A 26,730-nucleotide genomic window follows, 5' to 3' on the forward strand; every position below is an offset into this window, starting at 1 on the left:
ATTTTTTAAAACAACAAGAGTATATAAATGGTAATCACCACTTGATTATTAATGAAAAATTTATAAAAAGGGAATTAAAATATTGCAGTTTGGAGTATAAATGGCCATTAATTAAAGATGTAGTAATTACAAGTAATTATATTTCTGTAGTAACCTTTGAAGACAAAGTTATGTTTATACCTAGAAATGCATTTAAGGATTATGTTGAATTTAAACAATTTTATAGATTTGTAAAACAGAATATTAATAATTAAAATTATGAGAAATATATATAGACAACTTGAAAGGTTAAAATGACTAATGCCAAATTAATGCTGTTAAACTGGAAGTTGATTCAGAGCACAGAGTACAAAGTACAGAGTACAGTGAAGGTGGATTTACCTTTCGTTTCTCTCAGGTAAATCTTAGAACTTAATAGTGTCAGCTACGCTGAGCACTATATTTTAAGCGCTTTGTCTCCGGTTCCCTACGAAAAATACCCTATAATCACCGTTAATCAATAAATGAGTGGACAAGTTCACACCCAAAATTCCGTAGGTACGGAGGAATTTTTTCCTTGCACTACCGTGGGAGTGAAGTAATACTGCTGAAGAAACGATTTAAAAAAAATTCTAATAAATCTTGGTAAAAAAATCATAAAATACTTAGATATTTTAATTTGTCTGAGCGCAGAGCGAGTTATTGAAATATCTTAGGATTTTATGATTTTTTTACCTTAGACTTATAGAATTTTTTTAATGTTGCAAAGCAGTATTACTTCGCAATCTTTTTAAGTTGTATAACATCCGTTTATTTTAACATATTCGTACGTTAAATCGCATCCCCAGGCAGTAGCACTATAATTTCCATCATGTAAGTCGATTGTTATAGTTGTAGCAGGTTCATTTAAAATTTCAACAGCAAGTTCTTTATCAAATTCTAAAGCAGCTCCTTTGCTGCAGGTTTGCACAGAACCTTTTGAATTAGAAAAGAATATGTCAACATTTTCTGGATTTATATTTGCACCGCTGTAACCAAGGGCACATATTATTCTTCCCCAGTTTGGATCGCTTCCGAAAATGGCTGCTTTTACTAGGCTTGATTTTATAACAGCTTTAGAGCTTATTTTTGCATCTTCTTTAGAAGGTGCATTAAGTACTTTTGTTTCAATTAATTTAGTAGCTCCTTCTCCATCTTTTGCAATCATCTTTGCAATTTCTATATTTAAACTGTGAAGAGCTCTTTTAAAGGAAATATAATCTTCATTTTCTTCATTTATAATAGGATTTTCAAGAGAACCATTTGCAAGTATTATTACAGTATCATTGGTACTTGTATCTCCGTCTACTGAAATCATATTATAAGAATCTTCAACACTTTCCTTTAAAGCTTTGCTTAGCATGTTCTTATCTATGTTCACATTTGTTGCTATGAAACTAAGCATAGTTCCCATATTAGGATGAATCATACCAGAACCTTTTGCCATAGCAGATATTATCGCTTTTTTTTCTCCAAGATAAAATTCAACAGCAACTTTTTTTTTCTATGGTGTCCGTAGTCATTATTGCCTTTGCAGCTTCATTGCCACCCTCACAGGACAATTTACTGCAGGTTTCTTTTATTCCAGGTAAAACTATATCCATTGGCAGCGGTACTCCGATAACTCCTGTGGAACAAACGAGAACTTCTTCTGTCTTTATATTAAGACATTCAGCTATAGTTTTAGCCATGGATAATGCATTTTTGTAGCCGGCACTACCATTGCAAGCATTAGCATTTCCACTATTAATTACAACTGCGTAAGTTTTATCATTCTTTATATGTTTCATATCTAAAAGAACAGGAGCAGCTTTAACTTTATTAGTAGTAAAAGTTGCGGCGGAAACACATGGTTTTTCACTGTAAATTACACATAAATCATTTTTCTTTTTTTTAAGCCCGCTGTGTATTCCAGCAGCTTTAAAATAAGGCACATTGGTTAGAGATTTATCATAAAAAAATTTCATTATCATTCCTTCTTTCAATTTAATAATTATCATTACTTTAAATAAGTGCAAAACTTCATTTCGTAATATTCTATGGGAACATAGGAACTATCTCAAGTCCTGTTTTTTCATTAAGGCCGTACATTATGTTCATGTTTTGTACAGCTTGACCGGCAGCGCCTTTCATAAGGTTATCTATAGCTGATAATACTACAATTTTATTTGTTCTATTATCTATTCTTATTGCAATATCACAATAATTTGAACCTTTAACCCATCTTGTTTCAGGCAATTCATCTATGATTCGTACGAAAGGTTCATTTTTATAAAAATCCTTATATAAATCATATATATCATTAAGTGCTATTTTTTTTCTCAAATTTCCATAACAAGTTGCTAGGATTCCTCTGTCCATTGGAATTAGGTGAGGAGTAAATATTAAATTTATATTGTCTTTTGCAATATATGAAAGGGTTTGCTCTATTTCAGGTGTATGTCTATGAGTTGTGACACCATAAGCTTTTATATTTTCATTACATTCAACATATAAATTGTTTATAGATGCTTTTCTGCCAGAACCAGTTACGCCAGACTTTGCATCAATTATTATGGAACTTTTTTCTACTAAATCATATTTTAATAGAGGAATAAGTGCAAGAGAAGAAGCAGTTGGATAGCAACCTGGGTTTGCAATCAAATTTGAAGACTTAATTTTATCTTTTTCTATTTCAGGCAAGCCATATACAGCTTTAGTTAACAAGTTACTGCAAGGATGATCTATTTTATACCACTGTTCATATGATTCTTTTGATTTTAATCTGTAATCTGCACCTAAATCTATAACTTTTACACCTTTATTAATTGCTTTTGGTACTACTGAAAAAGTTTTACCAGAAGGTAAGGCAGTGAAGAGTACATCTATTTTATCTAAATAGTTTTCTCCTACATCATCGCTGTCTATACACGAAATTTCAGTTATATTTTTGAAATTCCTATATATAGAATAGAATTTGTTGTTGGCATAACTATGAGAAGCCAAAAAAACTATTTTTACATTGGGATGATTTATTAGTAGTTTAGTTAAAACAGCTCCAGCATAGCCTGTAGAGCCAATTATGCCTATTTTAATCATTTTTATCATCACTCCAGTTTTTTTATTTTAAATTGATTATACATAAAAATGATTAATTATTCAATAAATTTTATTAAAAATATTGCATATGAATTTAAAATTATGTATAATTATACATGTTCAATAAATATAAGGTTGGTGTTGTAATGTGAAAAAACGTTGAAAATGAATTAGAAGACCCTTTAGGAAAATTAGAAGAATTTAAAGGCAAAACATTTGTAATTAAATATGGCGGAAGTATAATGAAAAATGAAAACTCAGAAAAGGCTTTTATAGAAGACGTAAAAATATTGAGAAATATGGGTATCAACCTAGTAATAGTTCACGGAGGTGGGCCGGAAATTTCAAAATGGCTTCAAATTTCTGGTGTTAAGAGTGAGTTTGTTGAAGGATTAAGAGTAACTGATGAAAGAGTTATGGAAGTAGTTCAAATGGTTTTGTCGGGTAAAATAAATAAGGACTTATCTCTTAAATTAAATATGAATGATGTTAAATCCGTTGGGTTAAGCGGAGTTGATAATAAAATAATACAAGCACAAAAAAGTATATATACAAAGATGGCAAGAAAATAGATATAGGATATGTTGGAGAAGTTGTAAATATAAATGAAACCTTTATTTTAAATTTAATTAAAAATGGTCAGGTTCCTGTGATTTCACCTATAGGGTGTGATGATGAAGGGAATATATACAATATAAATGCTGATTATGCTGCTTCTTTTATAAGTTCAGCTTTAAATGCTGAAAAGCTTATAGTTCTTACTGATGTAGAAGGTGTATATAAGGATATAAATGATAAAGATAGCCTTATAAAAAATTTACCAATAGATGATATACAATATTATATAGAAGAGGGAGTAATATCAGGTGGAATGATTCCTAAAATGCAGTGCTGCATGAATGCAATTTTAGGTGGAACTAAAAATGTACATCTTATTGATGGAAGAAACAAGCATTGTATAATTAATGATATTGTAAACTATAAGGGCACAGTTATATGCGGTAAGGAGGAAGTAGAATGTCAAAAAGTTATTTAATGAATACTTATGGAAGATTTGATGTTGTTTTTGAAAAGGGCAATGGAACAAAGCTCATTGATTCAAAGGGTGAGGAATACCTTGATTTTGTATCAGGTGTTGCTGTAAATTGCTTGGGGCATTGTAATCCTGTAGTGGTTAATGCGATAAAGAATCAGAGCGAAAAGCTTATGCATATATCAAACTATTATTGGAATGAAAATGCCATGAAGCTCACAGAACTTTTATGTAAAAATTGTGATCATGACAAGGTTTTTTTATGTAATAGTGGTACTGAAGCTATAGAAGCCGGATTAAAGCTTGCAAGAAAATATGGGCTTATACATGGTGGAGAAGGTAAAAAAGAAATTATATATATGAATAATTCTTTTCATGGAAGAACTATGGGAGCACTTTCAGTTACAGGTCAAACTAAGTATCAAGAGAGTTTTAAACCTCTTATAGGTGATGTTACAAGTGTTGACTTTAATGATGAAGAAGACATAAAAAAGAAAATAAGTGAAAAAACTTGTGCGGTTATAATTGAGCCTGTTCAAGGTGAAGGTGGCATTGTGCCTGCAAAAAAAGAATATTTAAAGCTTTTAAGAGAATTATGCGATAAAAATAATGCTGTTTTAATCTTTGATGAAGTTCAATGCGGTATGGGCAGAACCGGAAGTCTTTTTGCATATAAAAAGTTTGGAGTTGTGCCAGATATTGTATGCATAGCTAAAGCTTTAGCTGGAGGTTTTCCTATAGGAGCAATGCTTGCTAAGGATGCGGTAGCGAAAGCCTTTGTCCCTGGCGATCATGGAAATACGTTTGGTGGAAATCCGCTTGCAGCTGGAGTAGCATTGGCTGTAGTAAATGAACTTGTAAATAACGGTGTACTAGATAATGTTGAAGAAAAGAGCCAATATATGTTTGGTAAACTTAATAAGCTTAAAGAAAAATATGATGTTATAAAAGATGTAAGAGGTATGGGACTCTTGATAGGTGTAAGCTTAAAGTGTGATTTAAAGACTGTTATAAATAAATGTTTTTTTAATAAACTTCTTTTGATTACAGCAGGTAAAGATGTTGTAAGGTTTTTACCACCTTTAAATGTAAGTTTTGAAGAAATTGATAACGCTTTAGAAATATTTGAGAAAGCAATCATATAAGAGGTTTGGGCGGAGCCCATTATCCTTCTAGAACTAGATACTTGCTAGAACAGTATAAAAATTATAGATATAATTTTATTTGTTAATGATAATAAAATTAAGGGCAGTAAGTAGTTGTGCACAAAACTACTTACTGCCTGTACTTTTTATATATAATTATTTCTATTTTGCTTCTTCAAGTGCTTTTGCAAGTTGATCAGGACATGAAGTCCCTTTGCCTTTGCAGTCTACTCCTTTAAGTCTTTTTATAACTTCATCTACTGGCATTCCTTCTACTAATTTTGATAAACCTAAGGTATTTCCAGCACACCCTCCAACAAAAGTTAAATTTGTAACTTTGTTGTCCAATATATCAAAATGAATTTCACTTGAACATGTACCATGAGTTTTGTATACGTGCATATGTTATCATCCTCTCGATTAAAAGTATTGCTATAGGCTTTGATTTAAATAAATGTTGATTTTTACACTTATTTAAAATCAAAGCCCTTTTATAAAATATACATTAAAAAAATAGATATTGTCAAGATTACAATAGCAATAGATGTGAGAAATTCATATTATATTATGGTGGAAGGCGGTGAGAAAATTGTGAGTTTTGTTTATATATGTAATTCCGGATCTGATGACGTATCAGTAATTGATCCAGATAGTTTATTGGAAATACGAAGAATAAATCTTAAACAAGGATTGGGGAGGGTAGGCCCTCATGCTGCGTGTAAATACATGAAGGGTATAGTTGTGGCAAATGCGTATAGCAATACTTTAACTTTGATAGACTTTAGTGAAGAAAAAGTTCATAAAGACTATTTTATAGGAATGAGATGCTCTGATGTAAAAATATTTAATAATAATGCATATGTTGCATGCAGCGATTCTAATACTATAATTAGATATGATTTAAAGAATGAAATGATGGAAGAGGCAATTCCATGCGGAGTTTTACCACATAGCATTGATTTCAATGCTAAAAATAAGATGTTTGTGACATCAAATATGTTGAGTTCAGATATTACAACTTTTTATAGTGAAGATACAAATGAAGTAAATAATATCAGAGTAGGAGAGTATCCTACAAAAGCTATTTTTACACATGATGGAGAAAATATTATTGTTAGTGAAAGCAATATAGGTACTGATCATGTTGGAAGTATTAACATAATTTCAGTAAGAAATAAATTATCTGTGTCAAAAATAAAAGTTGGAAAATGGCCGGTAGATATATGGTGCAGCGACAAGTTACTTTTTGCAGTTAATTTTGGTGATGGAACTGTAAGTATAATTAATTTAAAAAATTTTAAAGAAATAAAAAGAATATATTTGGGAGGAATGCTTAGAGGAATAATACAATATAAGAATAAGTTATTAGTAAATGATAATTACAATAATGTGTTAATTGGTTTTGATATACTAAAAAACAAAAAAAAATAGTACCAATAGGTAAAGAGCCTACTGGCATTATAATTTTTTAGTCTTGCGTAAGTAAATTTATGATTTTTGTATATAAATCGGAAGAAGAATTTTTCCATTTTGTGCATAAATCCCTTGCTTGCTTATTTGAAACAACGTTTAATTTAACTTCTATAAGAGTTATATCGCTTTCAATAGCTTTTAAGGTTACAACATAGCTATTTTTGTTTTCGATTGTATAATCAGCAGTAACGCTTATTGCATTCTTTATGTTGTTTAAATTGAGTTTTATGGGTGGACTTCCAGGAAGAGCTATGAGTATTGTTAGTAGTATAGGAAGGTCAATTATAGGTGGTTTTAACAGTGCAATAAGTTTTATAACTTTCGCATAGCGAAAACCTTAGTCTTTTAACAAACGAAGTGAGTTAAAACCCTTCACTATAGTGCTCAACAAATTCCAGTTTGTAAGGATAAATTTGGTATTGGTAATTTAAATATTTCAGCTTGTTTATCTATATAGATAAACCGCTTCAACTATTAAAATTCATGTGCACCATAATGCCCAGAAGATGGCATTTTGGTACAAATAAATTTTAAGTTTCACGGTGGTTTATCTTTATTACTCTCATACTTATTTGTAATAAAGCTTTGACATATCTTCAAATGTATATACTGGAACTAATCCTGCCTCTTTAATTCCACCAATTCTCTTATCAATAACAAGAACTCTGTTATTGCTTAAAATTGGATAGAATACAGCATCATCTTGCATTATTTTTTGTATTTGATTATAAATTTCTTTTCTCTTAGCCTCATCTATTTCAACTCTTCCTTCATTGAAAAGTCTATCTATTTCGGAATTTTTATAATGCATATAGTTTACTTCACTATTCGATGTAAACAATGAGTTAAATGTATCAGGATCAATTCCCATTATATATCCACCAAATACTAAATCGAAATCTGTTTGAACCTTTCTCATCTTTTCACTTAACGCTGTAGAATCCATTCCTAAAAGTTCAACATCGATACCAACTGCCTTTAATTCCTGCTGCACTATAGCTGCTTGCTTTTGCTGCGCCACATTGTTGTTTGTGTAAGCAAGTTTTAACTTCAAACCCTTTACTCCTGCTTTTTGGAGAAGTTCTTTAGCCTTAGTCATATTATAGTCATATTTTTCAGTATCACTAGATTTATATTTACTTTCATTTGGTAAGAAGGTATATACAGGCTGTGCATATTTTTCTGAAACATAAGCTGCATCTATTATTTCTTTTCTATTTAATGCATACAGTATAGCTTTTCTCACATCTTTATTTTGAACTAGCTTAGAGCTTAAATTAAAGTCCATATATGCAACTCTACCCTCACCATATGGTATAACATCTAAATTTTTATTTGATTTTTGTATTTTACTTATATCTGCTGGTTGAACTACAAGTGCATTTAACTCACCTTTTTGGAGAGCAAGTTGTGCAGTATTAGCATCTTCAATTATTCTATATACAACATTTTTAATTTTAGGTTTTCCTAGGAAATAATTATCATTTGCCACAAGTTTCACATATTGCCCTGCCTTATATTCTGCTAACTTATATGGACCAGTACCAACTGGTTTAGCATTCTTAGAGCTTTTTTCTATATTTGCTTCCCCATCATAAATATGTTTAGGCATTATAAATATATCTCCAAGAAGTTCCATTGCTGCTGAACTTACTGTAGGCAATGTAAATTTAACAGTATAATTATCAACTTTTTCAACTTTAACTGGCTTACCATCAAATATTAACTGGCTATATGCCCAGCCCCCATTTGACTCTTTAAGCATTTGATCATATGTAAATACAACATCATCTGCTGTAAATGGCTTTCCATCACTCCACTTTACATTTTTTCTAAGCTTTGCAGTATAACTTAAGTGATCAGCAGAAGGAGTCATGCTTTCAGCTAAAAAATATTGAACTTTATCAGCATTATACATATATAATGGTGAATACAATGCTTTTATTTCTGTAAGTCCATATCTATCGCTTGTAGTAATTACGTTAACTGAATTTCCTGGGTCTCCATCAATACCATAAGTAAAAGTATCAGGTTTTGCTTGTGATGTGCTATTGTTACTTGTTCCGCATCCGCTTAATACTGTTGTTGCAATAAGTAATGCTGAAACAATAGCAGTAATTCTTTTTAGTTTCATTTGTGTTCCCCCTCTTGTAAAAATTCTATCTATTTAATTAAATATTATTTTTCATATTTATTTAATATGAATTGATATAAAAAAAATTTATTTCATACAATTCTAATATGATTAATAATTTATTTACGAGTTAAATTATAACATGTTTTCATCTCATGTCAATTAATTAATTGTTTTTAAATGTTTTTTATAAATATCACTGTATCTTTTGATAAAATTTAAATATTCATTTAATCTTATTTTCCTAGTAATCAAATATGAAATATCAGTTTAGCTCATGGATAAATTATAACATTGTTTCTAATTATGTCAATACAATTTTCAACAAAAAGTTTATTTAATTTACTAGTATTGACATAACTAATTTTAAATTATATAATAGCTTCAACAAATTGTGTTTGAAAATTTAATAATAATTTCTTATCAAGAGTGATGGAGGGACTGGCCCAATGAAATCCAGCAGCATCCTTAATTTTAGGAATGTGCTAAATCCTGCAGTATTATCCTGAAAGATGAGATAAATTTATAAAACTGCTGTTTGCCTTTTTAGATGAAAAGCAGTTTTTAAATTAAGCTAAAAATTGGAGGATATTTTATGGAATTAGATTGCAGAAACTTTTGAGACAAAAGCAGTTCATGGAAGCAGTAATTTTGAAAACCGAACAAATCCTCTTATGAAGATAACAGATATAAGAAAAGTCTCAAAAATAACCAAAAAAAATGATATTTTACTTATAGTAGATAACACATTTATGACACCATATTATCAAAAGCCCCTCAATCTTGGTGCCGATGTTGTCCTTCACAGCGGAACAAAATTTCTTGGTGGACACAATGATACTTTAGCAGGCTTCAGGTTTTGGTTCTATGATATCCTTTTATATAGACAGTAAAGCTACAGTTGAAAAAATACTAGAAAAGGTAAAAATAATTATTTTTGCAGAAAGCCTTGGAGGCGTAGAAAGTCTAATAACTTATCCTGACACACAGGCACATGCTGACGTTCCTCATGAAGTCAAACAGAAACTTGGAGTAACAGACAAACTTTTAAGACTTTCAGTAGGAATTGAAAATGTAAATGATTTGATAAAAGATTTAAGCAATGCTTTATCTGGCTAAAGCAACTATCAGCAGGATTTTCTGACATCTATTTTTCCGGTAAATGCTTTCCTTATTTTATTATATATTTTTGTGATTGCAATTTAATTTACTTTTTAGCAAAAGCTGCCACACTAATTTTTTAGTGTGACAGCCCCTTTACTTTAAGCAGTCATAATTATTCTTTAATCTTATAATATATTAACCTTACTTATTTGTTAATCAACTCCAAAATATGATTAACATTTTTTTGCCATTCCTTATTGCCAAATTAATTATAAGGCATGCTATAACAGAAATTACAGCAATTAAAATGCCAAAAATTCCAAAAGCAAATTTGATTCCAGAATGTGATAATCCATAGTAAGCTATTACAACACCTATACTAGATAAACCCATAACATTTATAGACCATTTAGATAATTTTTTTAATAGTTTACTTTGCATCTCAGCTTCATAAATCATTTGTTTTTTCTTTTCATCTATCATACTAATTCCCCATGTCAATTAATAAGTTAATCCTGGATTAAAGAATCCTACAAGTACTCCAAGAAAAGCTATTATCAAAAATATTAGCATTACTATTGTAGGAGATATTTTCTTCTTTGACATAAGCCACCATGCAAGGATTACAGCGCCTGCTGAAAGAATTTTAGGGAAAACACCATCAAGAGTCTTTTGTAAATCTATAATTACTCCACCACGAGAATTGTACATTTTCAAAGATGTATTAATATTTACCCAAGTAGCAGCAACTGCACCAATTACTATAGTTCCAACCATTATTACAGATTCACGTACGGCAGTAGCTTTTTCTCCAACAACCATCTCAACAGCTTTACCACCCAGCTCATATCCTTTATAATAAGCCCATCTCATTCCAAAAATCATTAAAGCATTCCAAACTATAATATAAAATATTGCTCCTAAAGGAGAACCGCCTGTTGAAAGTCCTAAACCTATACCTAAAAGTATTGGTATCAAAGTACCTACTATTAATGAATCTCCAATACCTGCTAAAGGTCCCATAAGTCCAGCACGAATACCATTTATCATTTCACCATCAATATTTTCATGATTAGCTCTTGCTTCTTCAAGACCAGCTGTCATACCAACAACTAATGTTCCAATCTGAGGTTCTGTATTAAAAAATGCTTTATAAGTTTCCATAGCTTCTTTTTGTTCTTCTTTTGTTTCGTATAAATCTTTAACGATTGGAAGCATTGCACAAAGATAACCAAAAGTTTGCATATGTTCTTGAGAAAAACAAGTTAAATTTCCATAAAACCAATTTCTAAAAGATTTGCTTAAAGCTTTTTTAGATATTTTTTTCTTTTCCATATTATATGTCCTCCTCATCATCATCGTTACCCGTCGCTTTAGCTACAGCCGGTTTTTGCAATTGAAGCATTCTTATTCTATAATTAATTAATGCAAAGAAGATACCTATTATTGCTGCTCCAATTAAGTTAACTTTCATAACTGCTGCCAAAGTGAAGCCTAAAAAGAAGGTTATAAAATCACTTGGTTTTAATACAACCTGTTTTAGTAATATTGCAATTCCTACTGCTGGAAGTAAGCTTCCTACTGTAAATAAAGTTTTCATTGGTATACCATTCATTGGCAATGCTACCTTCATAACTTTAACCATACTAGCACCCATTCTTGTAATAATAAGTGCTGGGATAAAACTACAAATAATGTGAGAAATCCATGGTAATCCCATATCAACTAAATAAAGCTTTTCAAAATCACCCTTATCTACTGCTTTCCATCCTATATGCTGCCATACCAAGTTTATAGTTGCTGTTCCATAAAATAAAACAGTTCCTAAAGTTCCAACTGCTGCACCTAATGCAGTTGCCATTTGAGTTGCCTGCGTAGAACTTGGATTTAAACCCATTCCTTTAATTGCTACTACAGCTAGCGGAATACCAATATAACTGATTGCACGTACATCTGCAGATACAGTTCCACCTGGAGTAACTAACGCAATATACACAACTTGAATTGCCGCACCAACTATAATACCAGTTTGTACATCTCCTAAAATAATTCCAACAACTAAACCTGCTACTAAAGGTCTTCCTAAAGTATAGTTACCAAAAGTAGTACCACCCATACCAGGCATACTTGACAGACATGCGAATAATCCAAATAATGCCGCCTGAATCCAATTTATCTCCATCGTTATTTTTCCCCCTTATTAAATTAAATTTATTAAAAACTATTTAAATCCAAATTGACCCCTAAACTTTTTCCAATTTCCTATTGCTTCTTCTTTAAGGAGAGCAAATTCTACATTATAGCCAGCCTGCATAATACGTTCAAAAGCTTCTGCTTCCTTTTGATTTATAGATTGATTATTTCCTAATTTTACTGTTCCTGGTCTATCGTTGCAGGGTCCTACAATAACCTCTTTAATACCAGGATCAAATTTATCATCCACCAAAATCCTAGACATAAGAATAGGTTCTTTTGTAATTAAAAAATACCTAGTACTGCTTTCCAAAACCTTATCGCATTTTAATTTCCAATGTTCATATGTCCATACAAATGTTTTTTTGCCGCTGGCACTTTTGTAAGCTGCCTTCAATACAGAATTGTTAGCAGCAGCATCATTAACAGCTATTATGCCATCACATGGATACTCTAAAGCCCATCTTGTACATGTTTGTCCGTGTATCATCCTATCATCTACTCTTAAAAATGAAACTGACATTTTTAACCCTCCTAAATATCGTCCTCTTGTTCTGTATCTACCAATTTAAATTCTTTTATTGACTCTGCTGCTGTTTCAAATAACGTTTTCTTTAGCTCTTCCATATTCATAGAATCTTTCATCAAAATTGTTGTTAATACAATAGGCAAGTTCATTCCCCCAATTATAAATGCTTTCGATAACATTTCTTTACCAGCTAATATATTTACAGCTGTAGTCAAAGGAGAACCTCCAATAATATCTCCAAAAAGAATAATTTCGTCTTGATTAGTAACGTTTTCAATAACTGTCTTAAATTTTTCTCCAAATTTATCAGTACTCATTCCATCTTCTAAGCCCTGAAATAATACATCTTTTCTGTCTTTACCCGCAAGCATTGTTAATGCGTTATAAAGTCCTGCTGCAAATTGTCCATGACTTACTAATATTACATATCTCATCTTTTCCCCCCTAACTTAAATATAATTAAGCAATAACTTATATGCATAATTTTAAATTTAACTAAACTCACCAGCGCCAATGAACTTTTACATTTTTAATTTTAATAATATTTTGACTTATAAACACCTATAATTTGTCATCAATATATCATTACAAATGTAATGTCTTATATGACATTTGTAATTGTTTTCACAAAATTGCAGCACAAAAACAGGGTAAAGAGTAAAGTAATAATGCTGAAGGAACGATTTAAAAAAGTCCTATAAATCTTGGTTCAAAAATTGTAAAATACTTAGATATTTCAATTGTCTTGTACTATAAGTGTAGACACTTAATCTCATTTGATTAAGTAATCTGCACTTATTTTTATTATAATAAGAAATGGGCTGATGATTCAATTTGTTGGAATTTAACTTCCGTAGCTCAAACTATCACCCATTGCTTATTATGGATATTCGATTAAGCAGGTTGGAACTATAATTAACCTGCATCTATTTTAACATAGGAGTTTTTTTCTGCTCAACGGCATAAGCCTTTTTTCTTCCACTTGCTTAGCAAGTGGTTTCCTTCGTTACACAATGATGATTTTTCCTACGTTTCTCTACGGAAAATCTTTAATTTAAATCAATAATTTTTCAGCAGCGGAGCGGAAGAAAAATCACCTTAACTTTTGGCTTTAGCCGAAAAATTCACCTTTGACGTGCAAAGCATCGTCAAACCCTTCACTTTTACCAAAGGTAAAAAGTTAAGTCTTTTAACTAGCAAAGCGAGTTAAAACCTTTCACTATAGTTGCTTCGCAATCTTTATATAATATTACAATTTCTTAAAAATTCCTCATCCCTTATAATACTTTCATATTTACCATCTCTGACAATTCTATGGTCCTCAGAAAAGACAATAGCCCTATTGAAAACTCCCTTTATATACTCAAAATCGTGAGTGGCACATATTATAGTTTTACCGCTTTTATTTAAATCATGAAGCAGCTCTCTTATAAATCTCTTTCCTTTCGGATCTATTCCATTCATGGGCTCGTCCAAAGTTATTACTTCTGGGTTCATAGCCAAAACACTAGCAATTGCAACTCTTTTCTTTTCTCCACCACTTAAATTATACGGATGTTCTTCCTTTAATTTATATATGTTAAGGAGCTCAAGGCAATCGCCTACTCTTTTATTTATTTCATTCTCTGGCAAACCCATTTGCATAAGTCCAAAAGCCACCTCCTCAAAAACAGTGGAACAAAAAAGTTGAGCATCAGAATTTTGAAAAACAAAACCCACCCTCTTATGAAATAGCTTTAAGTACTTAGTGTCTTTTAAAGCATTTTCATTTATTTCTGTCTTATCAAATGTGTACTTTCCCTTACTCGGAAAAATAATACCATTTAACAGCTTTAAAAAAGTGGATTTTCCGCTTCCGTTTGGCCCTATTACAGCTACAGCCTCCCCTTCTCTTATATTGACACCTACACTGTCGAGGGCCGTCTTATTTTTATATGTGAACGAAACATTTTCTAGCTTTATCATCAATATTCTTTAGCAAAGAATTAAAAAATTCTTACTAAAACTCACCTCATTTTTTATTCATTTTTCAGGCGCAATCATAAATTTTATCAATATTCCTTTAAAACATAACCCTCTATCTTAACGTTTTAAACAATATATAAATAAACCAACTAATGTCAGTGTTATTATCAAATAAAAACAATCTAATTTTCTAAATTTTAAATTAACTTTTGTGGTATATTCCCCCACAAATCCTCTGCATTCCATGGCTTGAAACATCTCTTCGCTCATCTTATAAGCTTTTATAAACAAATTCCCCATAATACCTGTAAGGTAATTATATTTGCTTGGAGCTTTACCAACAGATCTAAGCTTTAATGCATATAATAAATCAATTGAGTGCTCTCCAAGTAAAACTATGTACTTTATGGTTATATCCATTATCCATATGAATATATCTGGTACAAATAATAATTTTAAAGACTTACTAACTTCACTCCACTTAGTGGTATGTGACATTAGATTCATAAGCAGTATGGTTACTATTATTTTTTGAAACAGCATTAAACTGTTATAAATATTGCCATAAAGCATAGATGGTATTAAAGCAATCAAAGTTATAATAGGAAATATTAAGCTTCTACATAGTATCATTTTTATGATTTTCTTTTCCATGAATAAAAGGTTTGCTAAAGCATACATATCAATTACTAATAAATAGACCTGACTTCTTGAAAGTGATATACATATTATTAATACTATGGTGCTTAGAACCTTTAAAGTTGGATTTAATGAATATATTAACTTATCCCTACTTTTGCTTTGTCTGATAATTGAAAGTGTTTTTATCAAAGAAAAAATACTCTTTTCTATATATGTGCTTTTTTCTTCCTTGGGAACATAAGTATCCTTTACTGAAAGCCATTCTGGAATCATTTATTCTCCTTTTGTTTCCTATTAAAAATTATTTTTGCTAAAACTCTTATAACTGCTAGTATTAATACTACTCCTATTATTGCCGATGCTATATAACCGAAATACTCTCTCATATTTTGAATGCTGTAAGCTGCCATTGGTGAATTAAACTTCACTCCATTTTTCATCCCTTTAGGTACAAATCCCATTAATTTTTGAATTTCATCTGTTCCCCATTCTCCCCAAGCTGTTCCCTTTGCTAAAAGACCCAGTGGAGTTGCTAAAACAAGAATTCCTATTATAATATACAGTGCCTTTGCACTTTTAATTTTTTCATTATATATTATTTCTGGGGAAAACTTTTTTATATAACTATATGCTCCAACAGTTATTATTCCTTCTAAAATTCCAACTACCAATAAATGCGGCACCATCATAGCTGGAATAGATATATTTAGTCCATATGGACTGTACAGCGGTCTTCCAAGAGAATCTTTAAAAAGCAACGGCTGAACACCAAATTCAATTGCTGCAAATAAAGCTGCTGCATTAACAGAAATGTATGCTGCTAAAAAAGCGCCAAGGAATTCGCTCTTTTTGCTTTTAAATAGCCTTTTTATAATTTTAAATAAATAAAAAGCTGTGAAGGGCATTATAAAAGCCATATTAAAGCAATTTACCCCTATTGCTAAAATTCCTCCATCTCCAAAAAACAATGCTTGAATTACAAGAGCTATTGTAACTGCAAAGGTTGCTGAGTATGGTCCTAGTAGAATAGCTACAAGCGCTCCTCCAATAGCATGTCCTGTGGTTCCACCCGGAAGCGGTACATTGAACATCATAATCAAAAATGAAAAAGCTGCTGCCACCCCAAGAAGAGGCATCTTTTGTCTAGTCATTTCTTCTTTGACCTTTATGCTTGCTCTTCTCCATACTGGTACCATTACTGCTCCAAAAACCACACAAGTAGATGGACTTAAATAATTGTCTGGTATATGCACTTACTTAGCCCCCAATCAAAAGAAATTGCATAAAATTTTTAAATTAATAATATTACAAAACTTACAAGTGATTTTTGACAGGAGTAGAGAGTACAGTGAAGGTTGATTTTCCTCCTCTTTGCTGCTAAAAATCTATTACCTTGAAAAATTTTTCGTAGTTCTAATTGAGAAAATACCTTCGCTCTACTTTCTCCTCCTTACCTTTTACTCTATTTAATAAATAAAGCTTTAACGTTTTCTAATTCTTCACGAATTTTAATGCCTTGTGGACAAGCTTTTTCACACTTACCGCATTTTAAGCACTTATCCGCTCTTTCTGATGCAGCTACCCCATTATATATTCTCTTGAGTTCCACTTCCGTTTCTGGAGTAACAAACGTACTGTACTCATTATAGCAAGAAAAGTTCTTAGGAATGTTAACTCCTCCTGGACAAGGCATACAGTATTCACAGCCTGTACAGTTAACTTTTATTCTTTCTTTAAATGCATCTTTAACCTCATTAATTATTTTAAGTTCCTTTTCTGTTAGCGAATTAGGTGCAGCATCACTTGCAGTTTTTATGTTTTCTTCAACATTTTCTTTAATACCCATACCACTTAAAACTACAGATACTTCTGGATGATTCCATACCCACCTAAGTCCCCATTCTGCTGGAGATCGCTTAACATCTGCTTTATCAAAAGCATTTTTAGCCTTTTCTGGAAGGTTTGCAGCTATTCTACCACCTCTAAGTGGTTCCATGATAACAACGCCCAAGCCTTTACTTGCTGCATACCTAAGTCCTTCTGTTCCTGCTTGATTATTTTCATCTAAGTAATTGTATTGAATTTGGCAGAAAGACCAATTATATGAATCAACTATTTCCTTGAATGCATCCACTTTATCGTGGAAGGAAAATCCTGCATATCTTATTCTTCCATCTTTTATTGCTGAATCTAAAAATTCAGTTACTCCTAATTTTTTTAAATTTGCCCAGCGCTCTGCGCTTAAAGCATGTAATAAATAAAAATCTATTCTGTCAGTTTGAAGACGTTCTAATTGCCTATTTAGATATTTGTCCATATCTTCTCTAGTTTTAATTAACCAGCTAGGAAGTTTTGTAGCCAAATTAACTTTTTCTCTATATCCGTCCTTTAGAACTCTACCTACAAATGGTTCGCTTTGTCCTCCTTCTTCTCCTCCAGTACCATGATAAGGATATGCTGTGTCTATATAATTAACCCCTTCATCAATCGCATTACGAATAATTTCTGTAGCTTTTTTCTCATCAATTTTGGTACCATCCCCATCGATAACAGGAAGTCTCATGCAACCAAAACCTAATTCTGAAACTTTTTCATTTGTTTTTCCCAAAGTTCTATACAACATAGTAATTCCTCCCTAAATATTAAATAATCGTTTATACTTTTACTAATATATTAAATTTAAACCTTATAGTATGTCAACTAAATAATTAATCAGATTAAAATCCCTCCTTATTATAATTACTTTTTTTATTTCAATTTACAGTATAATTATCAGTATAATTATTAACAAGAATGCACTTTATTGATACATGGTATCATTTATGATACTAAAGAAATATTTTACTTGTATTAATTTATAATTATCATTATAATTAGCACTAATATAGGAGGTTGTGAAAAAAGGTATTCTATAGGTTTTACTACACCACGCATAAAGCACTATGGGCGGCCCGTAAAAAAGAATACCTACATTTTCACATCCTGCTATAGCTACCTAACAAGAGGTGAATTTGATGAAGATAAAAAGAATATCATTGTTTGCACTAATCTTAACTTTGCTATTTACGTTCGGCTGCAGCAAAAGCATAACTCTAAAAAAAAATAATCAAAACCGAGCTAATAATATCCATAAGCAGCCAATAGATCCAGTTAAGCAAAAATTAAATAACATGACTCTTGATGAAAAAATAGGTCAATTGATTATAGCGGGCATAGATGACTATACAAATAACGAACATTCAAAAGCCTTAATAAATAGTTATCATGTAGGAGGGTTTATTTTATTTGGTCGAAACATTAAAAATGCTGATCAACTATTAGAGCTAATTAATTCCTTAAAAGAAATCAATTCATCAAATAATAAAATTCCTATACTCCTTGGAGTTGATGAGGAAGGCGGCAGAGTTTCAAGAATGCCTTCAGAATTTGTAAGGCTACCATCCAATGGAGCTATTGGTCAGGTTAATAATTCAAACTTTTCTTATAAAATTGGAGAAATACTAGGTCAAGAAATTAAATCCTTTGGACTAAATGTGGATTTTGCTCCTGTTCTGGATGTGAACAGTAACCCTAAAAATCCTGTTATAGGTGATAGGTCCTTTGGCTCTAGTCCTTCTTTAGTTTCTAAATTAGGACTACAAACAATGAAAGGAATACAATCACAAAACATTATACCTGTAGTAAAGCATTTTCCGGGACATGGAGATACCTCAATTGATTCACATGTTGGACTTCCTATAGTATACAATGATATGAAAAGATTGAACAGTTTAGAACTTATCCCATTTTCTGATGCAATCCAAAATGGAGCAGACATGGTAATGGTAGCTCATATACTTCTACCTAAAATTGATTCTAATAATCCTGCTTCATTTTCAAAAACCATTATTACGGATATACTTAGAAAAAGCATGAATTTTAATGGTGTTGTAATTACTGATGACATGACAATGGGAGCAATTGTCAAAAATTACAACATAGGAGAAGCTTCTGTAAACTCACTTAATGCTGGTTCAGATATTATTTTGGTTTGTCACGACTTTGATAAAGAAGTTACTGTTTTAAATGCCATAAAAAATTCAGTTGCCAAGGGTACTCTTTCTGAGGAATCTATTAATGAAAAAGTATATAGAATTTTAAAACTTAAGGAAAAATACAATTTAAAAGATACTAAAACAGCCTCCATTAATGTACAGGAGATTAATAATAAGATAAATAATTTGCTAGGCAATTATATGAAATGAGGCACGGGGTTGGAATTCAATCCTATTATCCTTCCATAACTAAATAAATGAGCCCCGCGTTCTTGATTTCTTCTTGCTTTTTATTTTGCCTGTTGCTTAAACAGTGCTTGCTTTTAGTTCTAGAAGGATAATGGGCTCCGCCCAAACCCCGCGTTCTTGATTTCTTCTTGCTTTTTATTTTGCCTGTTGCTTAAACAGTGCTTGCTTTTAGTTCTAGAAGGATAATGGGCTCCGCCCAAACCCCGGCAGGGCGAATTAAAACCCTTCACTCAGCTCGACAAATTCCAGTTTATCAGGATAAATTTGGAGATTGCAATTTTAAAGTTTCAAGTTGTCTATCTATAAAGATAAACCACCTTGAAACTTGAAATTTGCTTGTAACAAAATGCCGTCTTCTGGGCATTATGGTGCACATAAATTTCAATAGTTGAAGCGGTTTATCTATAGTTCACTAGTTACGAAACTTAATAAAGCTTTTTTCTAAAGAGATCTATAAGCTTTTTTCAATGAGAGATTTTCCAGGAACATTACCGAATTTAAGCATTACTGATGTTCGTGCCACATCTGCCAGTGGGTTTCCTTTTGCTGCAGTCATCCAGTCAATTATTATTGCGTTATCTTTTGTTATTAATATGTTGTCTGGGTGAAAATCTCCATGGCATAATATATTATCATCTGGAAGAGTATCAATATAGTTATATAACTTTTCTTTTATATCATCAGATAATAAATCTACTTTTGATATACTTGACTTAAGCCTATCTGTATACTTAGGCAATTGAAAATCAATTTTTTGCTGAATTGATTTATGTAACTTTGTTAATCTGTGAGCTTCTTTTGATAGTTTCCAGGGGTTAGTTGATAGTACCTTCAGTATTGTTGTTCCATTAATTCGCTCATGGATGATACCGTTTCTATTATCTATTTCAATAAAATCGTAAACTTTAGGACTTGAATTTATCTTTTTATTAATTTCTGAACTACTAGCACTTAGAGGATGGACAGCTTCTAAATTAGCACGAGAAATAAATATAGATGCATTAAGAAAACACGTAGAGCTGATGTCACTTCAAACAATTCCTATTACAAATTATAATTACGAAGAAAATTTAGAGGATATTGTAAATAAAAATGGTTATATATTTTCATTAATGAAGGTACAGCAGATTGGTTGAAAAATATGCTTAGGTTACTTAAAATTAATCCAAACTATCAGCTTGCAATATTAGATAAAATACCTTTTGGAAAAAAACATTCATTAAATTGTGTTTGATGAGGAAATAGCTTTTAATTGTACTGAAAAACTATTACTTCACCTTGCATGAGTCTCTCATTATTAAGGGACCGTCAAATAAAATGGAAGTAGGACTTTCAAGTTTTTGATTGAGCAGGTTAGAAATAAGTTCAATACACTTTCCAGCCATCTTTTCAATGGGTATATCAACTATAGTAATAGGCGGCGTACTAAACTCCGTGTGTTCAGAATCATTCATGCCAATTGCAATTATTTCTATATCTTCCGGCACTTTAATTCCTTTCTTATTAAATATATGAAGAGCGCCTAAAGCTATGCTGTCCGAATTGCAAAACAAAGCCTTTGGCATATTTGTCAGCTTTAAAAGTTTTTTGGCAACCTTTACTCCACCTGCTATTGAATTGTCAGCTTCCAAGATGTATTCAGGTGAAATTTCAATACTATTTTTATAACAGGTTTCAATAAATCCCTTATTTCTATTATCCATTGCAGTATTCAATGATTTAGTAAGTATAGCAGAGGCTTTTTTATGACCTTTTTTAGTAAATAAATTGGCTGCTTTTTCTCCCATTTTGTAGTTGTCAACATTTACTGAGGAGTATTTATCAGATAAACGGTTGAACAAAATTATAGGAAGCTCTGGCGTAGTTGCGTTTAAGTATTCCATGTCTGTAGTAGATATATTAGCTATAATTGCTGCATTAAATATATTATTAGTGTTAATTCCCTTTTCAAGGTGAATAAAGTCAGTTTTATATGGGCAAATTACAATATCAAAGTTATAATTTGATTTAATGATTTCATCCTGTAATCCTCTTAAAAATCTAGATATTATATTAACACGAATATCGGAAGACCAATATAATGCTATTGTAGGGTTGCTTGGTGCATTTTGATTTCTAAGTTTTCTTGCAGAAATATTCGGATGGTAATTAAGCTCTTTGATGGCATTCATAACTTTTTTTTGAGTTTTCTCTGATATTTTTCTCTTAGCTGAATTGCCATTTAAAATTATTGAAACAGTGCTTGGAGAAACACCGGATAATTTTGCGACATCTTTTATGGTAGCCATTTTAATCACTCGTTTCAAATAGAATTAATATATTTATTTTTACATACTTTAAGACAAAAGTAAATAATATTGACTTGGGTACAACGTTGTACTAAAATGAATATAACGTTGTGCGTAAAATATCGATGAGGTGATACCATGAATTTTGTTAAAAATAAACTTGTTGTAGTAGGAGCCGGTATGGTTGGATCAGCTGTACTAAACTCTGTTCTTTCACTTAATCTTTTGTCAGAAGTCGTTATAGTAGATATAAATGAAAAAAAGCATGTGGTGAAGCGTTAGATGCAAGTCATACAACATCCTTTGCATATAGTCCTAATGTAAATGTTAGAGCAGGAAGTTATGAAGATTGCAAGGATTCTCAAATAGTTGTAATAACAGCAGGACCAAGCTTAAAAATAGGTGGCAAGATGGATAGATTGGTTCTTGCAGATACAAATATAAAAGTTATGAAATCAATTATGGAAAACATAACTAAATATACTAAGGATGCTATTATAATTGTAGTAACAAATCCAGTTGATATAGCAACTTATTATTGCCAGCAGTATTTTGGATATCCTAAGAACAAGATTATTGGAACAGGAACACTTCTTGATACTGCACGTATGAGAAAGATTATAGGTAAAAAATTTAATGTGGATAGTAAAAATGTCCATGGTTATGTTCTTGGAGAGCATGGAGGAACTTCATTTACTGCTTGGAGTGGTGTTAATATTGCCGGAATTCCTTTTGATGAACTCGATGCAACTTTTGGTGAGAATAACAACATTGGTAAAGATGAAGTAGACAAAGAAGTTAGAGATGCGGGTATAGAGGTTTTAAAGCTTAAAGGCTATACGAGTGCTGGTATTGCAATGAGCGTAAGTAGACTTGTAAAAGCAATGCTTTTAAATGAAGAAAGTATTTTACCAGTATCATCAACTCTTGAGGGTGAATATGGAATTAGTGATGTAGCTTTAAGTATACCATGTGTTATAACTAATAAAGGAATAGAAAAAAAGCTTCAGGTTCCTCTTAAACAGAATGAAGTTGAAGAACTTAAGCATAGTGCAGAAAGCTTAAAAACAATTATTAATGGATTGAAACTTGGATGAAGTAATATTGTGAAGTAACATTTTTAAGTTGTAGCCTTAACATTTCTAAGCCTTATTGCATATTATGGTTTTGTAACATTATAAAAGGAAGGAACAATATGCATAATAACCACAGGACATATGCGTGCCCTTTTTTCAGTAATGCATCAAGGTATGACGAGGACAGTTTGTATGATGGGTATAGAACCTATCAGTGTCCATATATTCCTTTTGAGGATGAACTGGATGATTATTCAAGATCCAATAGTCCACAAATGCAAAATTGCAATGAAGGACCAATTGCATTAAAAGATTATGGGCCACGGCCTTACGTAGTTAATATTAATGAAGCTACTATACAAAACAAAAATTTTCGTACAGCTTTATGGACAGGAGAACATTTGCAGGTTACCTTAATGAGCATCAATGTGGGCGATGATATAGGGCTGGAGATCCATCCAGATGTTGATCAGTTCATACGTGTTGAACAAGGTCAAGGAATGGTTAAGATGGGGAAAAATAAAAACAGATTAGATTTTCAAGCAATGGTTCAAGATGAGTATGCAATTATGATACCAGCAGGTACTTGGCATAACATTATGAACACAGGTAATGAACCGCTTAAAGTATACTCTATTTATGCACCACCTCATCATCCGCGTGGTACAGTTCAAGTAACTAAGCCAGCTGAGTGAAGAAGTGGATGAAGTAATAGTATTTTGAAACATTAAATAAACTCCATAAATCTAAGATTGAAATTCTCAAAATCCTAAGAACTTTCAATAACTCACTATCGTTCAGACAGATTGAAGGTTCTAAGTATTTTAAGAATTTCAATCAAGATTTATTGGAGTTTATTTAAATTGTTTCTTCAATACTATTGCTTCATTTACAAGCTGGTTTAAGGAAGATTTTCCTCCATTTTATTACGGAAAAGGGGATATACATTTAAAATTAAGTAGGTACAGAGAGACTTTTTACTTGAATCTATAGGATTGCGAATCTAGGCGTAAGCACCTGTAGTTACCAATTTATTTTCTGTGATATTTTTATCTATTTTTGATATAATAACTGCTTGTACCCATAAAATAATTAATATAATTCCAATAATAGTTAATAGAAATGTTTTTAGTACATAAACAGAACCAACTCTAAAGTATGACATGTGGCTTGAATCTTTCATTGGACAACCTCCTTCCTATTTAAAAAACTTCAAATGAACAATTTTATTATTAAAGCAATTTTTAAAGGCTTGAATTAGAGCTGGAGTGACCATCCAGTGCCATCTATCTTTATGGTAATTGAAATAATTCCATTCTTCAATAAATTTAATTTTACTATTATAACTTTTCATTTCTTTTCCGTTTGCTATGCCCCAGTTAAATTTAACTCCAAGTTTGCTTGCAGTATCATGATACTTGCTCATTTTGATAATCGTAGGTGTATAATATAATTTTATAACTGAGATAATTATTACAACGATATTTTTAGCTCCACCATCATATAAATATATTACGATGTGTGGATTGACTTTGTATTTCTAATTATAGCTTTCGTTGCAATACTTATGAGTGGTTTGTAAAAAAGAATACCTATATTTTTCACATGCTCCTATATATTATACTTTTTTATTGTTATAATATTTAAAAACAGATTTATTATAGAAGGCATGTTTGAAACTGTAATTTTTATAATAAGTGTTTTATCATTAATATGGGGGTGGAAGGCTTTAAAAAATCAGGATATATAAATTTTATCTTAGGGAGGAAAGCGTTTTGAAGAAACCAATAAGAGTAAATATATTTTTTCTTATACTTATTTTATTGCAAATTTACGGTGGATATTTATTGAAACCAATTGCTAAAGTTATCAAATTTAATACGGCAAGTCTTTTATTAACAACTCAAATCCTGTTTTTAATAGTGCCAGTTATAATTTATTTAATAGTAACCAGACAATCTATAAAGGAAACACTTAGATTTAATAGATTAAAAATAAGAAGCGCTTCTTTAATTGTTGTAATGGGATTTTTATTTATACCTGTAGCGATGTTCCTTTCTCAAATAACAAGTTTTTTCTTTTACAATAATGTTCAAGATGTCTTTAAGAAACTTCAAAATTTACCTTTGGGATTGATGATTGGACTAGTAGCTCTTACACCAGCTTTGTGTGAAGAAATTACAATGAGGGGTGTAGTGCTTTCAGGATATAATGGCAGCAAAATTTGGAAAGCAGCTCTCATAAATGGATTTCTTTTTGGTATACTTCATCTTAATCCGCCACAATTTTTATATGCTTTTGTTTTAGGAGTGATGCTTGCTTATGTAGTGAGAATTACAAATTCTATTTTTGCATCAATGATTATACACTTTATATTTAATGGGACTAACACTGCAATGAGTTGGGTAGTTATGAGGATGTCTTCTGATGTACTTAAGAAAAGCCAGCAAAATGCAAATAATGTGACTGTGAAAATTATGTCAGTAGTATTTTTAGGTGTGATTTCTGCTATAGCTGTAGTTGCAATAATAACTTTAATGAAAGAACTTATTAAAGATAACAAAGGGAATAATATAAATTTAAGATTAGAAGGTTCATCAGAAGTAATGCTAGTTAAGGATAAAATTATAGCAGCAGTGCCTATTATAATTTCAGTAGTAATATACTTTTTACTTGTGATGAAGAAAATATAAAGCAAAGTAACAATGCCTTGTCGCATTAAAAAAGCCCTATAAATCTAAAATGTACCCTTTGTCAAGGACAATTAAAAAAAAGTCTATACTACATTAATAAGATGATTTCTGTATTGAACAGGAGTCATCTTTTTTAAATTCCACTGATATCTATAGTTATTATAATAGATTAATAATATTGTTCGTAAGGCAGTGAGTGGTGATGATGAAAAAGCTGAGCATTTACTAGGAGAAATTCAAGAAACTCTTAATAATGTGGTAGACGAGCATAATACTGTTAATGGTAAGGATGCTGAACCTTTAAATTTGACTAATGATAATATTCAAGATATTTTAGCTGAAAGCGGAATTCCTGAGGAAATAACGGCAAAAATTGAAAAGGAATATACAGAAGAATTTGGAGATACTCCTCCAGCAGCGGAACACCTAATCGATAAAAAAGTAATTGAAGCAAATAAACAAAAGAAAAAGGAAGAAAGGCTTCAAAAAAAGGTACAGGCATTAGAAGAAGAACTTGAAAAAACAAAGCAAGATGATGTACAAGACTCAGAAAAGGAAACAGCTTTAGAAGTAGAGAATGATTCTACAGTAGAAGTAGATTCTGATTCTAATTTGGAGCAAAACTCTGATGTTGAAGAGGAAGTTAAGAAAGACAGTAGTGAAAATGAAGAAGCTGCTGCTCCGAACTACGATGTTGTAGTTCATGTAAAACCTGAAAAAGTTGATCAAATAAAATCACAAATAATTGACGGAAAGAAATGTATTATTATTCCTATAGATGATGATGAACAAGCTAAAGTAAATGGAGTAGAAACTTTGATCTAATACAGATTAGAGAGTAGAGTGAATGATGATTTTCTGCTTTTGCAGAAAATCTAGAATTTATTGCTGATGTCATTTTAAGATAATACCTTATTATGTTTTTATATAATTATATAGATTTATCTGACGAGAGGAAGATCAACATATACGAGGTTTGGACAGAGTCCATTGTCCTTCTAAAACTATATATTTGTAATCTTTTTTATACCATCACTCTACTCTTTACTCCCTACTCTCTGCTCTAGTTTTTAATT

The 26,730-nt window shown here is 31.2% G+C and carries 25 protein-coding genes, 5 pseudogenes and 1 riboswitch; of the genes and pseudogenes, 12 read left to right on the forward strand and 18 right to left on the reverse strand.

What is annotated here, in order from left to right:
- The first annotated feature begins 89 nt into the window (after positions 1 to 89).
- The gene (locus AGR56_RS18000) at positions 90 to 254 is read left to right on the forward strand and encodes a hypothetical protein (protein ID WP_198150106.1); all 165 of its coding nucleotides are present in this window, start codon (positions 90 to 92) and stop codon (positions 252 to 254) included.
- Between the two features lie 515 nt (positions 255 to 769).
- On the opposite strand, the pseudogene argJ reads toward AGR56_RS18000, so the two are convergent.
- Both argJ and argC read right to left on the reverse strand, forming a co-directional pair.
- Positions 770 to 1,985, reverse strand: a pseudogene (gene argJ / locus AGR56_RS18005) (bifunctional glutamate N-acetyltransferase/amino-acid acetyltransferase ArgJ).
- Between the two features lie 70 nt (positions 1,986 to 2,055).
- The gene (gene argC / locus AGR56_RS18010) at positions 2,056 to 3,096 is read right to left on the reverse strand and encodes an N-acetyl-gamma-glutamyl-phosphate reductase (protein WP_053243470.1); all 1,041 of its coding nucleotides are present in this window, start codon (positions 3,094 to 3,096) and stop codon (positions 2,056 to 2,058) included.
- Between the two features lie 242 nt (positions 3,097 to 3,338).
- Between argC and argB the strand changes: the two are divergent.
- Both argB and AGR56_RS18020 read left to right on the forward strand, forming a co-directional pair.
- Positions 3,339 to 4,132, forward strand: a pseudogene (gene argB / locus AGR56_RS18015) (acetylglutamate kinase).
- The gene (locus tag AGR56_RS18020; RefSeq protein WP_053243471.1) at positions 4,114 to 5,274 is read left to right on the forward strand and encodes an aspartate aminotransferase family protein; all 1,161 of its coding nucleotides are present in this window, start codon (positions 4,114 to 4,116) and stop codon (positions 5,272 to 5,274) included. Before argB ends, AGR56_RS18020 begins: the two are co-directional and overlap by 19 nt.
- Positions 5,275 to 5,436: 162 nt before the next feature.
- On the opposite strand, the gene AGR56_RS18025 is transcribed toward AGR56_RS18020, so the two are convergent.
- Positions 5,437 to 5,676: a TIGR03905 family TSCPD domain-containing protein gene (locus AGR56_RS18025; RefSeq protein WP_053243472.1), complete on the reverse strand. Its 240-nt coding sequence runs from the start codon at positions 5,674 to 5,676 to the stop codon at positions 5,437 to 5,439.
- A 165-nt stretch (positions 5,677 to 5,841) separates the two neighbouring features.
- Here AGR56_RS18025 and AGR56_RS18030 point away from each other — a divergent pair, with 165 nt between their 5' ends.
- Positions 5,842 to 6,705 carry a YncE family protein gene (locus AGR56_RS18030; protein ID WP_242851595.1) on the forward strand — a complete coding sequence of 288 codons (864 nt, stop codon included), beginning with the start codon at positions 5,842 to 5,844 and terminating at the stop codon, positions 6,703 to 6,705.
- A 37-nt stretch (positions 6,706 to 6,742) separates the two neighbouring features.
- Here AGR56_RS18030 and AGR56_RS19825 read toward each other — a convergent pair whose 3' ends face one another.
- On the reverse strand, positions 6,743 to 7,006 hold the full coding sequence (locus AGR56_RS19825) for a DUF4364 family protein (RefSeq protein WP_347460568.1): 264 nt from the start codon (positions 7,004 to 7,006) through the stop codon (positions 6,743 to 6,745).
- Between AGR56_RS19825 and AGR56_RS23105 the strand changes: the two genes are divergently transcribed.
- Positions 6,954 to 7,076: a hypothetical protein gene (locus tag AGR56_RS23105; RefSeq protein ID WP_278279729.1), complete on the forward strand. Its 123-nt coding sequence runs from the start codon at positions 6,954 to 6,956 to the stop codon at positions 7,074 to 7,076. The two genes, AGR56_RS19825 and AGR56_RS23105, sit on opposite strands and share 53 nt — an antisense overlap.
- A 239-nt stretch (positions 7,077 to 7,315) precedes the next feature.
- On the opposite strand, the gene AGR56_RS18035 is transcribed toward AGR56_RS23105, so the two are convergent.
- Positions 7,316 to 8,881: an ABC transporter substrate-binding protein gene (locus AGR56_RS18035; protein WP_053243473.1), complete on the reverse strand. Its 1,566-nt coding sequence runs from the start codon at positions 8,879 to 8,881 to the stop codon at positions 7,316 to 7,318.
- A 417-nt stretch (positions 8,882 to 9,298) separates the two neighbouring features.
- A riboswitch (SAM riboswitch) is annotated at positions 9,299 to 9,400 on the forward strand.
- 143 nt (positions 9,401 to 9,543) lie between these two features.
- Here AGR56_RS18035 and AGR56_RS19830 point away from each other — a divergent pair.
- Positions 9,544 to 10,000, forward strand: a pseudogene (locus AGR56_RS19830) (PLP-dependent transferase); the annotation flags it as partial.
- A gap of 201 nt (positions 10,001 to 10,201) precedes the next feature.
- Here the strand turns inward: AGR56_RS19830 and AGR56_RS18050 are convergent.
- The 9 genes from AGR56_RS18050 to AGR56_RS18090 all read right to left on the reverse strand — a co-directional run bounded on the left by AGR56_RS18050 (position 10,202) and on the right by AGR56_RS18090 (position 17,937).
- Positions 10,202 to 10,468 (reverse strand): hypothetical protein, encoded by a 267-nt coding sequence (locus AGR56_RS18050; protein WP_242851596.1) that lies wholly within the window; start codon positions 10,466 to 10,468, stop codon positions 10,202 to 10,204.
- An 18-nt stretch (positions 10,469 to 10,486) separates the two neighbouring features.
- Positions 10,487 to 11,320 carry a PTS system mannose/fructose/sorbose family transporter subunit IID gene (locus AGR56_RS18055; protein WP_053243476.1) on the reverse strand — a complete coding sequence of 278 codons (834 nt, stop codon included), beginning with the start codon at positions 11,318 to 11,320 and terminating at the stop codon, positions 10,487 to 10,489.
- 1 nt (position 11,321) lies between these two features.
- Positions 11,322 to 12,167 carry a PTS sugar transporter subunit IIC gene (locus tag AGR56_RS18060; RefSeq protein ID WP_053243477.1) on the reverse strand — a complete coding sequence of 282 codons (846 nt, stop codon included), beginning with the start codon at positions 12,165 to 12,167 and terminating at the stop codon, positions 11,322 to 11,324.
- Positions 12,168 to 12,206: 39 nt separating this feature from the next.
- A complete protein-coding gene (locus tag AGR56_RS18065) occupies positions 12,207 to 12,701 on the reverse strand; it encodes a PTS sugar transporter subunit IIB (RefSeq protein ID WP_053243478.1) in 495 nt (164 codons plus the stop codon).
- Between the two features lie 11 nt (positions 12,702 to 12,712).
- Positions 12,713 to 13,141, reverse strand: a complete 429-nt coding sequence (locus tag AGR56_RS18070; RefSeq protein WP_053243479.1) for a PTS sugar transporter subunit IIA — start codon at positions 13,139 to 13,141, stop codon at positions 12,713 to 12,715.
- 805 nt (positions 13,142 to 13,946) lie between these two features.
- Positions 13,947 to 14,672: an ABC transporter ATP-binding protein gene (locus AGR56_RS18075; protein WP_053243480.1), complete on the reverse strand. Its 726-nt coding sequence runs from the start codon at positions 14,670 to 14,672 to the stop codon at positions 13,947 to 13,949.
- A 117-nt stretch (positions 14,673 to 14,789) separates the two neighbouring features.
- Positions 14,790 to 15,587, reverse strand: coding sequence for an energy-coupling factor transporter transmembrane component T (locus AGR56_RS18080; RefSeq protein WP_053243481.1), 798 nt, complete (start codon positions 15,585 to 15,587; stop codon positions 14,790 to 14,792).
- The gene (gene cbiM, locus AGR56_RS18085; protein WP_053243482.1) at positions 15,584 to 16,567 is read right to left on the reverse strand and encodes a cobalt transporter CbiM; all 984 of its coding nucleotides are present in this window, start codon (positions 16,565 to 16,567) and stop codon (positions 15,584 to 15,586) included. Before cbiM ends, AGR56_RS18080 begins: the two co-directional genes overlap by 4 nt.
- A 209-nt stretch (positions 16,568 to 16,776) precedes the next feature.
- Positions 16,777 to 17,937: an aldo/keto reductase gene (locus tag AGR56_RS18090; RefSeq protein WP_053243483.1), complete on the reverse strand. Its 1,161-nt coding sequence runs from the start codon at positions 17,935 to 17,937 to the stop codon at positions 16,777 to 16,779.
- A gap of 391 nt (positions 17,938 to 18,328) precedes the next feature.
- On the opposite strand from AGR56_RS18090, the gene nagZ reads away from it, so the two are divergent.
- Positions 18,329 to 19,558 carry a beta-N-acetylhexosaminidase gene (gene nagZ / locus AGR56_RS18095; protein ID WP_053243484.1) on the forward strand — a complete coding sequence of 410 codons (1,230 nt, stop codon included), beginning with the start codon at positions 18,329 to 18,331 and terminating at the stop codon, positions 19,556 to 19,558.
- Between the two features lie 490 nt (positions 19,559 to 20,048).
- On the opposite strand, the gene AGR56_RS20935 is transcribed toward nagZ, so the two are convergent.
- Together AGR56_RS20935 and AGR56_RS18105 are read right to left on the reverse strand one after the other, a co-directional pair.
- The gene (locus tag AGR56_RS20935) at positions 20,049 to 20,336 is read right to left on the reverse strand and encodes an aminoglycoside phosphotransferase family protein (protein ID WP_053243485.1); all 288 of its coding nucleotides are present in this window, start codon (positions 20,334 to 20,336) and stop codon (positions 20,049 to 20,051) included.
- 529 nt (positions 20,337 to 20,865) lie between these two features.
- Positions 20,866 to 21,885: a LacI family DNA-binding transcriptional regulator gene (locus tag AGR56_RS18105; RefSeq protein WP_053243486.1), complete on the reverse strand. Its 1,020-nt coding sequence runs from the start codon at positions 21,883 to 21,885 to the stop codon at positions 20,866 to 20,868.
- A 138-nt stretch (positions 21,886 to 22,023) separates the two neighbouring features.
- On the opposite strand from AGR56_RS18105, the gene AGR56_RS23640 reads away from it, so the two are divergent.
- From AGR56_RS23640 to AGR56_RS18115, 3 genes and pseudogenes are all read left to right on the forward strand, one after another.
- On the forward strand, positions 22,024 to 22,167 hold the full coding sequence (locus AGR56_RS23640; RefSeq protein ID WP_347460557.1) for a hypothetical protein: 144 nt from the start codon (positions 22,024 to 22,026) through the stop codon (positions 22,165 to 22,167).
- A 35-nt stretch (positions 22,168 to 22,202) separates the two neighbouring features.
- Positions 22,203 to 22,982: pseudogene (locus tag AGR56_RS18110) on the forward strand (L-lactate dehydrogenase); the annotation flags it as partial.
- A 98-nt stretch (positions 22,983 to 23,080) separates the two neighbouring features.
- Positions 23,081 to 23,656: a cupin domain-containing protein gene (locus tag AGR56_RS18115; RefSeq protein WP_053243487.1), complete on the forward strand. Its 576-nt coding sequence runs from the start codon at positions 23,081 to 23,083 to the stop codon at positions 23,654 to 23,656.
- 308 nt (positions 23,657 to 23,964) lie between these two features.
- Here the strand turns inward: AGR56_RS18115 and AGR56_RS18120 are convergent, their stop codons facing one another.
- Together AGR56_RS18120 and AGR56_RS18125 are read right to left on the reverse strand one after the other, a co-directional pair.
- The gene (locus AGR56_RS18120) at positions 23,965 to 24,144 is read right to left on the reverse strand and encodes a hypothetical protein (protein ID WP_231017269.1); all 180 of its coding nucleotides are present in this window, start codon (positions 24,142 to 24,144) and stop codon (positions 23,965 to 23,967) included.
- Between the two features lie 15 nt (positions 24,145 to 24,159).
- Positions 24,160 to 24,387, reverse strand: coding sequence for a hypothetical protein (locus AGR56_RS18125; RefSeq protein WP_053243488.1), 228 nt, complete (start codon positions 24,385 to 24,387; stop codon positions 24,160 to 24,162).
- A gap of 349 nt (positions 24,388 to 24,736) precedes the next feature.
- On the opposite strand from AGR56_RS18125, the gene AGR56_RS18130 reads away from it, so the two are divergent.
- Positions 24,737 to 25,654: a type II CAAX endopeptidase family protein gene (locus AGR56_RS18130; RefSeq protein ID WP_053243489.1), complete on the forward strand. Its 918-nt coding sequence runs from the start codon at positions 24,737 to 24,739 to the stop codon at positions 25,652 to 25,654.
- 171 nt (positions 25,655 to 25,825) lie between these two features.
- Positions 25,826 to 26,479, forward strand: a pseudogene (locus tag AGR56_RS18135) (DUF4317 family protein); the annotation flags it as partial.
- Positions 26,480 to 26,730 lie beyond the last annotated feature (251 nt).

It is taken from the genome of Clostridium sp. DMHC 10 (assembly GCF_001270375.1).
GTDB lineage: Bacteria > Bacillota > Clostridia > Clostridiales > Clostridiaceae > Clostridium_S > Clostridium_S guangxiense.

Excerpts from the sequence above, each read along its gene's own strand:
- argC (WP_053243470.1), bottom strand. The coding sequence starts at position 3,096 with ATGATTAAAATAGGCATAATTGGCTCTACAGGCTATGCTGGAGCTGTT.
- AGR56_RS18020 (WP_053243471.1), top strand. The coding sequence starts at position 4,114 with ATGTCAAAAAGTTATTTAATGAATACTTATGGAAGATTTGATGTTGTT.
- AGR56_RS18025 (WP_053243472.1), bottom strand. The coding sequence starts at position 5,676 with ATGCACGTATACAAAACTCATGGTACATGTTCAAGTGAAATTCATTTT.
- AGR56_RS18030 (WP_242851595.1), top strand. The coding sequence starts at position 5,842 with ATGGTGGAAGGCGGTGAGAAAATTGTGAGTTTTGTTTATATATGTAAT.
- AGR56_RS23105 (WP_278279729.1), top strand. The coding sequence starts at position 6,954 with ATGTTGTTTAAATTGAGTTTTATGGGTGGACTTCCAGGAAGAGCTATG.
- AGR56_RS18035 (WP_053243473.1), bottom strand. The coding sequence starts at position 8,881 with ATGAAACTAAAAAGAATTACTGCTATTGTTTCAGCATTACTTATTGCA.
- AGR56_RS18050 (WP_242851596.1), bottom strand. The coding sequence starts at position 10,468 with ATGATAGATGAAAAGAAAAAACAAATGATTTATGAAGCTGAGATGCAA.
- AGR56_RS18055 (WP_053243476.1), bottom strand. The coding sequence starts at position 11,320 with ATGGAAAAGAAAAAAATATCTAAAAAAGCTTTAAGCAAATCTTTTAGA.
- AGR56_RS18060 (WP_053243477.1), bottom strand. The coding sequence starts at position 12,167 with ATGGAGATAAATTGGATTCAGGCGGCATTATTTGGATTATTCGCATGT.
- AGR56_RS18065 (WP_053243478.1), bottom strand. The coding sequence starts at position 12,701 with ATGTCAGTTTCATTTTTAAGAGTAGATGATAGGATGATACACGGACAA.
- AGR56_RS18070 (WP_053243479.1), bottom strand. The coding sequence starts at position 13,141 with ATGAGATATGTAATATTAGTAAGTCATGGACAATTTGCAGCAGGACTT.
- AGR56_RS18075 (WP_053243480.1), bottom strand. The coding sequence starts at position 14,672 with ATGATAAAGCTAGAAAATGTTTCGTTCACATATAAAAATAAGACGGCC.
- AGR56_RS18080 (WP_053243481.1), bottom strand. The coding sequence starts at position 15,587 with ATGATTCCAGAATGGCTTTCAGTAAAGGATACTTATGTTCCCAAGGAA.
- AGR56_RS18090 (WP_053243483.1), bottom strand. The coding sequence starts at position 17,937 with ATGTTGTATAGAACTTTGGGAAAAACAAATGAAAAAGTTTCAGAATTA.
- nagZ (WP_053243484.1), top strand. The coding sequence starts at position 18,329 with ATGAAGATAAAAAGAATATCATTGTTTGCACTAATCTTAACTTTGCTA.
- AGR56_RS18105 (WP_053243486.1), bottom strand. The coding sequence starts at position 21,885 with ATGGCTACCATAAAAGATGTCGCAAAATTATCCGGTGTTTCTCCAAGC.
- AGR56_RS23640 (WP_347460557.1), top strand. The coding sequence starts at position 22,024 with ATGAATTTTGTTAAAAATAAACTTGTTGTAGTAGGAGCCGGTATGGTT.
- AGR56_RS18115 (WP_053243487.1), top strand. The coding sequence starts at position 23,081 with ATGCATAATAACCACAGGACATATGCGTGCCCTTTTTTCAGTAATGCA.
- AGR56_RS18120 (WP_231017269.1), bottom strand. The coding sequence starts at position 24,144 with ATGAAAGATTCAAGCCACATGTCATACTTTAGAGTTGGTTCTGTTTAT.
- AGR56_RS18125 (WP_053243488.1), bottom strand. The coding sequence starts at position 24,387 with ATGAGCAAGTATCATGATACTGCAAGCAAACTTGGAGTTAAATTTAAC.